Raw genomic sequence first — 11,925 nt, 5'->3', positions numbered from 1 at the left:
TCACGGCGCGCGCCCCGTGAGCCCGGCAACGATCGTGTCGGCGTCGTAGCGGATGAGGTCGAGGTAGGTCGGCACGGGACCGCTCGCGTCCGAGAGCGAGTCGACGAAGAGGATGCCGCCGAACGCCGCACCCGTGGCATCCACCACTTGCCGCATGGGCCCCGCGGACACAGTCGACTCGCAGAACACGGCGGGGACGTCGGCGGCGTTGACGAACTCGATCGCCGACACGATCTGCTGCGGCGTCGCCTGCTGCTCCGCGTTCACCGGCCAGATGTACTTCTCGGTCAGGCCCGCGTCGCGCGCGAGATACGAGAACGCGCCCTCGCACGTCACGAGCGCTCGCTCGTTCTCGGGAAGCGCCGACAACTCCGTGACGAGCTCGTCCTGGATCGCGTAGAGCTCGCCCTGGTACGCGGCGCCGTTCGCCGCGAACTCCGCGGCGTGCTCGGGGTCGAGGTCGCTGAACGCCGCCACCATGTTTTCGACGTAGGCCTGCACGTTCACCGGGCTCATCCACGCGTGCGGGTTGGGCTTGCCCGCGTACGCGTCCTCCGTGATGTCCATGGCCTCGACGCCGTCCGACACCACGACGTGCGGCACGTCGAGCGACTCGACGAACTGCGCGAACCACAGCTCGAGGCCCAGCCCGTTGTCGAGGATGAGGTCGGCATCGGACGCGCGGGCGATGTCGCCGGGGGTCGGCTCGTAGCCGTGGATCTCGGCTCCGGCCTTCGTGATCGACTCGACCGCGAGGTGGTCGCCCGCGACATTGCGCGCGATGTCGGCGAGCACCGTGAAGGTCGTGAGGACAACCGGCTTGCCGTCGTCGGGTGCGAGCTCCCGCCGCTTGTCGGTCGCGGCGCACGCGGCAAGCAGGCCCGCGACGAGCACGACCGCGACCGCCGTCGCCCAAGCCCTGCGCGCGCGCATCCCGAACCGCTTTCCGTCGCGAAGTGAGTGAACAACAGTATGCCGTATTTAAAACTACGTCGCGACGTAGTTTGTGGACGATGGAGGTCTCCCGGCCGTGTGGCGGTGTGCGCTACCCCAGCGTGACGCCGAACAGCAGTCCCAGCGCGTACGTGACCGCTGCCGCGCCGAATCCGATCGCGAGCTGGCGGAGCCCGCGCTTGAGCGGCGGTCCGCCGGAGAGCAACCCGACCATCGCCCCGGTCGACAGCAGGGCGACGCCGACGAGGGCGAGGGCGAGCGCGACCGCCGCCGCACCCGACAGGCCGAAGATCCACGGCAGCACCGGGATGATGGCGCCAGACGCGAAGAACAGGAAGCTCGACAGCGCCGCGCCCCACGCGTGGCCGACCACTTCGTGCTGGTCGACGACGTCGACAGGCGACGTGTCGGGCGCCGCGGAGCCGGTCGATTGCGCGGCGGCGACCACGCGGTGCGCTCGCGCGATCGCGTCCGCTTCGTCCATCCCGCGGGCGCGGTAGACCAGCGCCAGCTCGTTCGCGTCGAGGTCGAGGTAGGGCAGCGCGGCGTCGGCATAGCCGCTCGGCTCGGTCGCGGCCAGCAGTTCGCGCTGCGATCGCACCGAGACGAACTCGCCGGCGCCCATCGACAGCGCTCCGGCGAGGAGGCCCGCGAGGCCGCTGAAGAGCACGAGGGTCGAGCTGACCCCCGTCGCACCGATGCCCATCACGAGAGCGAGGTTGGAGACGAGGCCGTCGTTGGCGCCGAACACCGCCGCGCGGAAGCTGCCGGAGAGGCGGCGGCGGCCGCGCGCGGCAAGGCCTCGCACGACCTCGTGGTGCACCTTCTCGTCCGCCGCCATCGTGTGCGTCGCGTCGGGATCGGTGTCGTAGGGCGACCGCCCTTCGGCGTTCTGGGCGAGGGCGAGCACGAAAATCGAGCCGAACCGCTTGGCCATCCAGCCCAGCAGCAGCGTGCCGACCGAGGCGCGCGGGAGGGATGCCGGCTCACCGCCGAGCAGGCGGAGCCAGTGCGCCTCGTGCCGGCCCTCGGCGTCGGCGAGGGCGAGCAGGATGTCGCGCTCTTCCCCCGTGCGACGTGCCGCCAGCTCGCGGTAGACGTGCGCTTCGGCGCGCTCGTTCACGAGGTAGCGGGCCCAACGACGACGGTCGCGGGCAGTGGGCGGCGCGCTCAACGCAGACCTCCAGGGATGACGGGACGCTTCGAGGCTAGTCACGCGCCTGATGCCTCGCCGCCCCGCGACACCGATTGCCAGTGTTCCGGCGTGTCGAACACTGAAGCGCCCCCGGCCGCCTCGCGAGACGCAGGCGAGACGAAACGCGCACCCCCGGTCGTTGAGCGCGCTGAGCGAGACGAAACGCGTCGCGCTCAGCGCGCAACGGCGACCGCCGCCCGCAGCCCGCGTTCCCCGCGCGCCATCACCCGGGCGTGCGCGGCGGTGAAGAGCGGGCGCAGCACGGGAGCCGTGGCGTTCATCCAGCGGCGGGTGGTCTCGACATCCCAGTGGAACCAGACATCCGCGCAGTCAGCGGTCTCGTCGATCTCCACTCGCCCCGCGCCGCGCAGGTGCCCGGCGCTGGCCGCCTCGATCGAGCGCCCGGGGTCGACCCGCGTGATCTCGAGCGCGGCGCGCAGTCGGTACCCGAGCGGGCTGCGCACGCGCATCGCCACTCTCGCACCGGGTTCGACGCGGACGGCGGGCTCGGCGACCTCGACCCCCGGCCACCACTCGACGTCGCCGCGCAGCGCCCGCTCGAGCTCGGACCAGCAGCGCTCCGCGCTCGCCGGAACGCGCCACCGCGTGACGAACGAGTACTGCGCGCCCACGCTCCCACCCTAGAAGCCGCCGCCCGCCCACCCGGTCGTTGAGCGTTTCGCCAGATCAGGTGATTTCGCGTGGTCAGGACGTTTCGCGGCGGATCGTCCTGACTGCGCCAGATCAGGAGATTTGGGAGAAGGCGATCGGACGGGAGAGGAGGACTCGGGCTCGACGACCCTGCGCTACGAACGCACGCGCCGACGCAGCAGCTCGATGCGGGCCTGCAGCTGCGCGACGGTCGCCTGGGCGACGGCCGGGCCCCCGCACACGCGGCGCAGCTCGGCGTGCACCGACCCGTGCGGCTCGCCGGTCTGGCGCGCGTACAGCCCCACGAGAGAGTTGAGCAACTGGCGTTGCTCGCGCAGTGTGCGATGCAGCGGCACGGGCATGGCGTCGTTGGCGACATCCTCGGCCTCCCCGCCCGACCCCTGAGCTTGTCGAAGGGCCCGCATCCGCCGATGCCGGCTCTGCCGCTCCTGTCGGCGCATCAACAGATCGTGCACCTCCCCCGGGTCGAGCAGGCCGGGCAGGCCGAGGAACTCCTCTTCCTCCGGCGTGCCCGGCACGGCGAGCTGGCCGAACTCGCGCCCGTCGTAGAGCACGCGGTCGAAGTGGGCCACCGACTCCAGCGCCTGGTACGTGCCGTCCTCGACAAGCGCGTCCGAGGCCGGCTCCTCGCGCTCGGCCTGCTCGAGCAGCTCGTCGTCGAGCCCGCCCTCGTCGCCCGACTCGCGGTCGAGCACGTGGTCGCGCTCGCGCTCCAGCTCGTTGGCGAGCGCGAGCAGCTGCGGCACGTGCGGGAGGAACACGCTCGCCGTCTCGCCACGCCGCCGCGCCCGCACGAAGCGGCCGACCGCCTGCGCGAAGAACAGCGGCGTCGACGCGCTCGTCGCGTACACGCCCACCGACAGCCGGGGCACGTCGACGCCCTCCGACACCATGCGCACCGCGACCATCCAGCGCCTGGTCGAGTTCGCGAACTCCTCGATGCGCGCCGACGCGCCCGGATCGTCGGAGAGCACGACGGCGGGCTGCTCGCCCGTGATGTCGCGCAGCATCGCCGCGTACGCGCGGGCGGCGGTCTGATCCGACGCGATGACGAGCCCACCGGCATCCGTGACGCTCTCGCGCACCTCGCTCAGCCGGCGGTCGGCCGAGCGCAGGACCGCCGGGATCCAGTCGCCCGCGGGATCGAGGGCGGTGCGCCACGCCTGGGCCGTGACATCCTTCGTGTCGTCTTGGCCCAGCTGCGCCTCGTACTCCTCCCCGGCCCGGGTGCGCCACCGCATCCGCCCGGCGTACACGAGGAAGAGCACGGGCCGAACGACCCCGTCGGCGAGCGCGCGGCCGTAGCCGTAGTTGTAGTCCGTGCGGGACATGCGGATGCCGCGCTCGTCCGGGTGGTATTCCACAAACGGAATGGGCGCGGTGTCACTGCGGAAGGGCGTGCCCGACAGCAGCAGCCGGCGCGTCGCCCGGCGGTACGCCTCGCGCAGCGCGTCGCCCCACGACAGCGCGTCGCCGCCGTGGTGCACCTCGTCGAGGATCACGAGCGTGCGCCGCTGGTCGACGAGGTCGCGGTGGACGGATGCCTTGACCGCCACCTGCGCGTACGTCACCGCGACCCCGTGGAACTGCCGCGACGGGGCGGTGTGGCGGTTCGAGAAGCGCGGGTCGAGGCGGATGCCGATCCGCGCCGCCGCGTCCGCCCACTGCGTCTTGAGGTGCTCGGTCGGCGCCACCACCACGATGCGCTCGACCACGCCGCGGCGCAGCAGCTCGCTCGCCAAGCGCAGCGCGAACGTGGTCTTGCCGGCGCCCGGCGTCGCGGCGGCGAGGAAGTCGCGTGGTCCACTTCCCACGCCGTCCGGCCCGTCGGCGGCGAAGTAGGCGTCGAGCGCTTCCGCCTGCCACGCGCGCAGGCGCTCGGCGGTGCCCCACGGCGCGCGCTGCGGGAACGCCGGCGACAGGTGCTCGGCGGCGAAGCTGCCGAAGTGCGGCTGCGCGTGCGCGTCCATCGGCCTCCTTCCGCCGCGCCCCGGCGGGCGCACGAGTCCCCACCCTAAGCGCAACCGCCGACGCCCGCCGACAGCGACCGACGTACGCTGGAAAGCACGGTCACGAGCCGTGCAAGGAGCAACGATGTCGCACCACGATCCCGATTCGAACCGTAGTCCGTTCGTCCCCAACGACGGCCCGCTGCCCTGGCGCCGCTTCGTCGCCATCGGCGACTCGTTCACCGAGGGCATCGGCGACCCCGAGCCATCGCTGCCGGGCGGGCACCGAGGCTGGGCCGACCGTGTCGCCGAGGTGCTGGCGGGCAAAGTCGACGACTTCGCGTACGCGAACCTCGCGGTGCGCGGCAAGCTCATCCGCCAGATCGTCGACGGGCAGATCGACCCCGCGCTGCGGCTCAACCCCGACCTCGTGACGTTCTCGGCGGGCGGCAACGACGTGATCCGTCCGGGGGCCGACCCCGACGCGGTGGCGGAGCTCTTCGAGGAGGCCGTCGTGCGCCTGTCGAGCACCGGTGCGACGATCGTGGTCTTCACCGGCATCGACACGGAGTTCACGCCCGTCTTCCGCGGAATCCGCGGCCGCGTCGCGATCTACAACGAGAACCTGCGCGCGATCGCCGACCGCCACGATTGCATCGTCGCCGACCAGTGGGCGCTCAAGGAGGTGCAGGACATGCGCTTCTTCGACGACGACCGCCTGCACTACAACCCGCTCGGCCACCACGAGGTGGCCCGCATGGTGCTGCGGGCGCTCAACGTGCCCAACGACCTGCAGCCGATGCGCCCCGACCCGCTGCCGGCCAAGACGTGGCGCGCGGCGCGCGCGGAAGACCTCGTGTGGGCGCGCGAGTACCTCGTGCCGTGGGTGTTGCGGCGGCTGCGGCACCAGTCGTCCGGCGACAACGTCACCGCGAAGCGGCCCGACCCCCGCCCCGTGAGCGAAGCGCCCACAGCGCCACCGCCGACGCGGCAGCCACGTTGAGCGAGTCCACTCCCCCGGCCATCGGGATCGTCACGACGGTGTCGGCGGCATCCAGGGCCCGCCGGCTGAGCCCGTCGCCTTCGGCGCCCAGCAGCAGCGCGACGCGCGCGGGCGGGTCGGCCGCGAACTCGTCCAGCGGCACGGCGCCGTCGGCGAGTGCCAGCGCCGCGATCGCGAATCCGGCGTCGTGCAGGATGCCGCGGGCCTCGGGCCACTCGGGCAGCCGCGTCCACGGGGTCTGGAACACCGTGCCCATGCTGACGCGCACGCTGCGCCGGTACAGCGGGTCGGCGCAGCGCGGCGTGACGAGCACGGCGTCCGCGTCGAGCGCGGCGGCGCTGCGGAACGCGGCGCCCACGTTCGTGTGGTCGACGAGGTCTTCGAGCACGACGACCAGCCGCGCGTTGGCGAGGAGCTCGGCGACCGGCGGCGTCGGCGGGCGGTGCATCGCGGCGAGCGCCCCGCGGTGCACAGCGAAGCCGGTGAGCTCCTCGGCGATGCCGCTCGACACGACGTACACCGTGGCATCCGTCTGCCCCAGCAGCTCGTCGATCTCGGCCAGCCACTTCTCCTGCACGAGCACCGAGCGCGGCTGATGGCCCGCGGCCAGCGCGCGGGCGATGACCTTCGCCGACTCGGCGATGTACAGGCCGCCGGCAGGCTCGAGCACACGGCGCAGCGCGACGTCGGTGAGGTCGCGGTAGTCGGCCAGCCGCGCGTCATCCGCTCGATCCACTCGTTCCACGCGCATGCTGCCACTCTCGCAGACCGCCCGCCGTAACATGCCGGAAAACCGCACGGCCTAGACTCGCCCCGTGCCCGCCGTGATCGACTTGGACCCGACTGCGACCGCGCTCGTGGGTCGCGCGATCGACGTGCTGGCCGGCCGCCGGGTCGCGGTGGTCACCGGCGCCGGGGTGTCCACCGACAGCGGCATCCCCGACTACCGCGGCGAGGGCGCGCCGGCGCGCACGCCGATGACCGCGCAGCAGTTCCTCGGCGACGCCGCCGCGCGACGGCGCTACTGGGTGGGCAGCCACCTCGGCTGGCGCGCGTTCTCGGCCGCCGAGCCCAGCGCCGGGCACGCCGCGCTCGCGGAGTGGGAGGATGCCGGTGTCGTCGCCGGTGTCGTCACGCAGAACGTCGACGGGCTCCACCTGCGCGCGGGCAGCCGCCGCGTCGTCGAGCTGCACGGCACGATGCGCCGCGTCTTCTGCACGCGCTGCGGCCAGGTCTTCGACCGGCGCGACATCGCCGAGCGCGTGGAGCGCGACAATCCGTGGATGGCAACGCCCGAGAACGTCGCGCTCGGCCCCGACGGCGATGTGCTCCCCGCCTCCAGCGACGGCTTCGTGGTTCCGGACTGCACGGTGTGCAGCGGGCTGCTCAAGCCCGACGTGGTGTTCTTCGGCGAGTTCATTCCCGCCGAGAAGTTCCGTGAGGCCGAGGCGCTCGTGCGCTCCTGCGAGGCGCTGGTCGTCGCCGGGTCGTCGCTCGTCGTCAACTCCGGGTTGCGGCTCGTCGAGCGGGCGCGCCGCCGGCGCCTGCCCGTCGTGATCGTCAACCGCGGCGCGACCCGCGCCGACGCGAAGGCGACCGTGAAGATCGACGCCGGCACGAGCGAGGTGTTGCGGGCGTTCGCATCGGCTCTGCCTGCCCTCTCACGACGCGGGCATTAGGCTCGTCGGGTGACCGACCTCGTCCTCGTGCGCCATGGCGAGACCGACTGGAACAGCGCCCGGCGCATCCAGGGCACGACGGACGTCCCGCTGAACGACACCGGCCGCGAGCAGGCTCGGGATGCCGCGGCGGGCCTGGCGGCAGAGCTCTCGGCCGGCACACCCACGATCGTGGTGGCCAGCGACCTGTCGCGTGCCCGGGAAACGGCGGAGATCATCGCCGACGTGCTCGGCGCGCCCGTCCCGCGCGTCTACCCCGAGCTGCGCGAGCGCGACTACGGCGAGGCCGAGGGCACGCTCGTCGACGACTTCCGCGATCGGTGGGGCGACTGGCACATCGCCCAGGTGCCGGGCGCCGAGCCGTGGGAGCACGTGCGGGCTCGCGGCGTGCGGGGCCTGCGCCGCATCGCGCGAGACGCGCGCGCGATGAGCGCGCCGACGGCGGTCGCTGTCGTCGCGGTGTCGCACGGCGCGATGATCGGCGAGCTGATCCGGCACGCCAGCGGCGGCACGCTGCCGCTGGCCGGCGAGCGGATCGACAATGGATCGCGCCACCGGTTCCTCGTCGAGCGCGACAGCATCAGCCTGATGTCCTCCACCGCCGTCCCGGTCTGACGCCGTCAGCGAGCGGGCCCCGCGCGCCGCACGATCAGGCGCGCGTGATCTCCTTGCCGCCGTCGCGCTCCCCCGTCACAATCCGGTCACGCCCGTTGTCCCGCGCGTGACGCGCGGTTAGTGTTCCCTAACCGAGTGAATTTCAAGTTGGCAAGGATTAACCGAGTTGGCAACGGGCCCGACCGTGCGCGAACGCGCCAAGGCAAGCCGCCAGGCCGCCCTGTTGAGGGAGGCTGCGCGCCTGTTCGCCGCCCACGGATTCAACGGCGTCAGCCTCGAAGACCTCGGCACCGCCGTCGGCGTGAGCGGGCCGGCCATCTACCGCCACTTCGCGAACAAGCAGGCGGTGCTCGGCGCGGTGCTGCTGGGCGTCAGCCGGAGCTTGCGCGACGGTGGGCTGGCCGTGGTGGGAGAGGATGGCTCCCCCGAAGACGTGCTCGACCGCCTCATCGCCTTCCACGTCGACTTCGCGCTCGAGGGCGCCGACGTCATCCGCGTGCACGACCGCGACCTGCAGAACCTCGGCGACGACGACCGGCACACGGTGCGGCGCCTGCAGCGCGAGTACGTCGAGCTGTGGGTCGCGGTGCTCGCGCAGCTGCATCCGGGTGTGCCCGACAACGAGCTGCGCGTGCGCGCCCACGCCGCGTTCGGGCTCATCAACTCCACGCCGCACAGCGTGCGAGGTCTCCGCCCGATGCCGAAGGACGCCGACGTGCGCGGCATCCTCGCCTCGATGGCCCGCGCGAGCCTGCGAGCGTGAGGACACCTCCGACCACGTCGGAGGTGTGCAGCACGTCGTGCGGCGCGGCGTCGAGCACAGCGGCGTCGATCGACGGCCGGGACGACGGCGGATTCACCTGATCTCGGCAAACGCCTCCGGGCGGCGGGATGGCGCGGGGGCCGCCGTGTCGGCACGGACCAGCACGACCCCGACGAGGATGAGAACGCCCCCGACCAACTGGACCGGCGCAGGCCGCTCGCCAAGGAGCAGCCACGCGTAGCCGAGCGCGAACAGCACTTCCGACAAGCCGACGAACGACGCGACGCGCGACCCGATCCGCGGCACGGCCGACACGCCGAGCCCGTACCCGATCGTCGTCGCGCCCGCCGCAACCCACAGAATCGCGACGAGCCCGGGTACCTCGAACGACCCGAGCGAGATGACAACCCCGGGGGCCGCGAACGGCAAGACTCCGGCCGCGATGAGCAGGGCGATCGTGATCGCGCCGGCCATCAGTCCGCCGGAGGCGAGGGCCAGTGGCGGGAGGTCGTCGCTGGCGCGCTCGGCGACGAGGAAGTACACGCCGACGCACACCGCCGCCCCGAGCGCCAGGATCGTGCCCCACAGGTCGAAACGCGCACCGGCGATGTCGACGACGAGCACGAGGCCCACAAGGGCCACGAGCGACCCGGCCGACACCAGTCGCGAGGGACGCCGCCGCGTGCGCGCCCACGCGTGGACGACCAGCAGCACCGGCGCGAGGTACTGGATCAACAGCGCGACCGCCACCGGCATGCGCTGCATCGCAGCGAAGAAGAGCAGCTGGCAGCCCGCCACTCCGGTGAGCCCGAAGACGAGGATCGTCCGCCCGTGCCGGCGGAGAAAACCGCGCTCGCGCCGCAACGCCCTGACGAGGGCAGGCGAGAGCACAAGGCCGGCAATCGCCATCCGGATCACCAGCGCCGCCCCGAGCGACCAGCCTGCTTCCAGGAGCGGCTTGACGACCGGGCCGCTCGAGGCGAATGCCAACGCCGAGACGACCGCGAGCGCCAACCCGGTCGTGCGGCCGCGCTCGGCCGGCGGGGCGGGAACGACAATCGCAATGGGGGCGGTGGGAGTGAGCATTCGAACGGTCCGTCAGGAGTGCAAAGCGTTTACACTAATGACACTATTCAGCGGGATGTCAGGAGTCAATATGGTCTTCATACATGACACGCGGATGGCACTCGCTGCCGCGGCGGAACTCGTGAACACGCGCCCCGCGACATCCCTCGACGGCGGCGACCGCCTCGCGTCGAACGACGACCTGACCGCGTTCCTGCGCCGGTTCCCCTTCACGGGAACGGTCCGCCACGACGCCGCCGAGCTGGAGAGCGTGCGCGCCCTGCGCGGCCGGCTGCGCGAGCTATGGGGCACGGACCGCGAGGGGGCGGTGCCGCTGGTGAACGCGATGCTGTGGGATGGTCGCGCACTCCCCCAGCTCGTGATCCACGACGAGTACGACTGGCATGTGCACGCGACGCGCGGCGACGAGCCGCTCGCGACCCGCATCATGGTGGAGGCCGCGATGGCGTTCGTGGACGTGATCCGCGCCGACGCATACGAACGCGTGCGAGTGTGCGCCGCCGCCGACTGCGATGGCGTGTACATCGACTTCTCGCGCAACGGATCCAAGCGCTACTGCGACACCGGCAACTGCGGCAACCGCATGAACGTCAACGCGTACCGGCGCCGCAAGGCGGCCGATTCCTCGTAGCGCGTCGGCACTCGCCTGTCGCGTCAGTGCCGCTCGAGGAAGCTCGTGATCGCCGCCGCCGCGGGCCCGGGCGTCTCATAGTGGATGAGGTGGCCGACGCCGGGAATCTCGACGAGCTCGGCGTCGGGGAACAGCGTCGCCAGCTCGCGCTCCTTCTCGATCGGCGTGATGTCGTCTTTCTCGGCGGCGATCAGCAGCGTCGGCCGGTCGACGCGCGGGGCGAACTCGCGCACATCGTGCGAGACCGATGTGACGAACGCGTCGTGCAGCACGTCGCGGTCGGTGAAACGCGAGAAGTACGTGTCGTGCTGGTCGTGGACGAACGCGCGCAGCCGCTTGTCCTTCGTCTTGGCCATCGCCTGGCTCATCACGCGGACGATGAGGCCGTTGCGCAGCAACGCGGTGCCCACCCGCGCAGGCAGCTTCGCGCCGGCGGCGTAGTAGAAGATCGCGAGGCGGGTCATGACCCCCCGCGGACCTTCCAGCGCCGGCGCGCCGATGGGGTTCACGAGCACGACGGCCGGCGCGTCCAGGCCCTGCGCGACGGTCGCCGACACCACGATCGAGCCGAACGAGTGCCCGATGACGACCGCTCCCGGCGCGACCGCCTCGGCGAACGCGCGCAGCCAGTCGGTGTAGAGGCCGAGGTCGTGCTGACGGCCGGGGATCGGCGCGGTCTCGCCGAAGCCGGGCAGGTCGGGCATCACGACCCGCACGCCGGGAAGGTGCGCGACCACCGGCTCGAGCCCGTGGTGCTCGCCGCGGAAGCCGTGCACGGCGAGGATCGTCGTCGCGGCGTCGTCGGGGCCGTAGACCCAGTAGGCCGTTGTGCCGCCGAGCACGTCCGCCTCGTGGCGGGCCACCGGCACAGCGGCGATGCGGTCGGCGTAGTAGTCGGAGGCGGGCACCCCACGAGTCTACGGAGCGGCACGTTTCCGAGCCTGCATGTGGAGGTGCAACACTTCATCCGAGTCAGCCACCGCGGCAAAAGCCGTGGTCTCAAACGTCTCTCGTAGCGGAACCGCGATACCCCAACGCGTCCAGTCTTCGATGTCGGCCGATTCGGTGTAGGCGCGCCACAGTTCGTCTCCGACCACGCGGGGAACGGGCATATCGATCACGTACCGTACCGCCCAGGACGCAGGTCGTCAGCGTCGAAGCAGATGGTCAGGATGTCGTTGAGCTGACTTACGCCGACGAGCTGCAGCGGAGCAAGGTACTCGCCGACCCGAAACTCGCCGCGAACCGCGTCCGTGAAATCGAGTGAATCTGCGGCCGTCATGCTGCTCATACTGACGGCTACCGGCGCTTCGCCCAAACCTTGGGCGCTGGTCGTTAGATCGCGGAGCGCCTCGCGCGTAATGTCGGAGGCCGCTAA

Annotated in this window: 13 protein-coding genes; 5 read left to right on the top strand and 8 right to left on the bottom strand. The window is 71.9% G+C overall.

Translation table 11 applies throughout. The features are described from left to right. The 4 genes from QM611_RS03430 to QM611_RS03415 form a co-directional block, all read right to left on the bottom strand. Complete coding sequence (locus QM611_RS03430; RefSeq protein WP_415078503.1) at positions 1-933, bottom strand: metal ABC transporter substrate-binding protein; 933 nt, start codon at positions 931-933, stop codon at positions 1-3. Positions 934-1,045: 112 nt separating this feature from the next. Beyond that, entirely contained in the window at positions 1,046-2,128 is a 1,083-nt protein-coding gene (locus QM611_RS03425; protein ID WP_415078502.1) for a VIT1/CCC1 transporter family protein, read from the bottom strand. A gap of 194 nt (positions 2,129-2,322) precedes the next feature. Further along, entirely contained in the window at positions 2,323-2,781 is a 459-nt protein-coding gene (locus QM611_RS03420; RefSeq protein WP_415078501.1) for a hypothetical protein, read from the bottom strand. A 174-nt stretch (positions 2,782-2,955) separates the two neighbouring features. Next, the gene (locus tag QM611_RS03415; RefSeq protein ID WP_415078500.1) at positions 2,956-4,791 is read right to left on the bottom strand and encodes a DEAD/DEAH box helicase; all 1,836 of its coding nucleotides are present in this window, start codon (positions 4,789-4,791) and stop codon (positions 2,956-2,958) included. A gap of 124 nt (positions 4,792-4,915) precedes the next feature. On the opposite strand from QM611_RS03415, the gene QM611_RS03410 reads away from it, so the two are divergent. Continuing rightward, a complete protein-coding gene (locus tag QM611_RS03410; protein ID WP_415078499.1) occupies positions 4,916-5,773 on the top strand; it encodes an SGNH/GDSL hydrolase family protein in 858 nt (285 codons plus the stop codon). Here the strand turns inward: QM611_RS03410 and QM611_RS03405 are convergent. Next, positions 5,697-6,524: a TrmH family RNA methyltransferase gene (locus QM611_RS03405; RefSeq protein WP_415078498.1), complete on the bottom strand. Its 828-nt coding sequence runs from the start codon at positions 6,522-6,524 to the stop codon at positions 5,697-5,699. The two genes, QM611_RS03410 and QM611_RS03405, sit on opposite strands and share 77 nt — an antisense overlap. Positions 6,525-6,588: 64 nt before the next feature. On the opposite strand from QM611_RS03405, the gene QM611_RS03400 reads away from it, so the two are divergent. The 3 genes from QM611_RS03400 to QM611_RS03390 all read left to right on the top strand — a co-directional run bounded on the left by QM611_RS03400 (position 6,589) and on the right by QM611_RS03390 (position 8,830). Beyond that, positions 6,589-7,452 (top strand): Sir2 family NAD-dependent protein deacetylase, encoded by an 864-nt coding sequence (locus QM611_RS03400; protein ID WP_415078497.1) that lies wholly within the window; start codon positions 6,589-6,591, stop codon positions 7,450-7,452. 9 nt (positions 7,453-7,461) lie between these two features. Beyond that, on the top strand, positions 7,462-8,067 hold the full coding sequence (locus tag QM611_RS03395; protein ID WP_415078496.1) for a histidine phosphatase family protein: 606 nt from the start codon (positions 7,462-7,464) through the stop codon (positions 8,065-8,067). A gap of 166 nt (positions 8,068-8,233) precedes the next feature. Beyond that, positions 8,234-8,830, top strand: coding sequence for a TetR/AcrR family transcriptional regulator (locus QM611_RS03390; protein ID WP_415078495.1), 597 nt, complete (start codon positions 8,234-8,236; stop codon positions 8,828-8,830). Positions 8,831-8,923: 93 nt separating this feature from the next. Here QM611_RS03390 and QM611_RS03385 read toward each other — a convergent pair whose 3' ends face one another. Next, positions 8,924-9,916: an EamA family transporter gene (locus QM611_RS03385; protein WP_415078494.1), complete on the bottom strand. Its 993-nt coding sequence runs from the start codon at positions 9,914-9,916 to the stop codon at positions 8,924-8,926. A 70-nt stretch (positions 9,917-9,986) separates the two neighbouring features. On the opposite strand from QM611_RS03385, the gene QM611_RS03380 reads away from it, so the two are divergent. Continuing rightward, a complete protein-coding gene (locus QM611_RS03380; protein ID WP_415078493.1) occupies positions 9,987-10,547 on the top strand; it encodes a CGNR zinc finger domain-containing protein in 561 nt (186 codons plus the stop codon). 23 nt (positions 10,548-10,570) lie between these two features. Here QM611_RS03380 and QM611_RS03375 read toward each other — a convergent pair whose 3' ends face one another. Together QM611_RS03375 and QM611_RS03370 are read right to left on the bottom strand one after the other, a co-directional pair. After that, on the bottom strand, positions 10,571-11,455 hold the full coding sequence (locus QM611_RS03375) for an alpha/beta fold hydrolase (RefSeq protein ID WP_415078492.1): 885 nt from the start codon (positions 11,453-11,455) through the stop codon (positions 10,571-10,573). Between the two features lie 209 nt (positions 11,456-11,664). After that, positions 11,665-11,838, bottom strand: a complete 174-nt coding sequence (locus QM611_RS03370) for a hypothetical protein (RefSeq protein WP_415078491.1) — start codon at positions 11,836-11,838, stop codon at positions 11,665-11,667. Positions 11,839-11,925: the final 87 nt, after the last annotated feature.

Origin of the sequence: Microbacterium sp. (assembly GCF_047606685.1) — a bacterium.
Lineage (GTDB): Bacteria > Actinomycetota > Actinomycetes > Actinomycetales > Microbacteriaceae > Microbacterium.
This window is presented reverse-complemented; position numbering and strand designations above follow the sequence as displayed.

What these genes read in the sequence shown, in the direction of transcription:
- QM611_RS03410 (WP_415078499.1), top strand. Translation starts at nt 4,916, where the DNA reads ATGTCGCACCACGATCCCGATTCGAACCGTAGTCCGTTCGTCCCCAAC.
- QM611_RS03385 (WP_415078494.1), bottom strand. Translation starts at nt 9,916, where the DNA reads ATGCTCACTCCCACCGCCCCCATTGCGATTGTCGTTCCCGCCCCGCCG.
- QM611_RS03370 (WP_415078491.1), bottom strand. Translation starts at nt 11,838, where the DNA reads ATGAGCAGCATGACGGCCGCAGATTCACTCGATTTCACGGACGCGGTT.
- QM611_RS03405 (WP_415078498.1), bottom strand. Translation starts at nt 6,524, where the DNA reads ATGCGCGTGGAACGAGTGGATCGAGCGGATGACGCGCGGCTGGCCGAC.
- QM611_RS03380 (WP_415078493.1), top strand. Translation starts at nt 9,987, where the DNA reads ATGGTCTTCATACATGACACGCGGATGGCACTCGCTGCCGCGGCGGAA.
- QM611_RS03430 (WP_415078503.1), bottom strand. Translation starts at nt 933, where the DNA reads ATGCGCGCGCGCAGGGCTTGGGCGACGGCGGTCGCGGTCGTGCTCGTC.
- QM611_RS03415 (WP_415078500.1), bottom strand. Translation starts at nt 4,791, where the DNA reads ATGGACGCGCACGCGCAGCCGCACTTCGGCAGCTTCGCCGCCGAGCAC.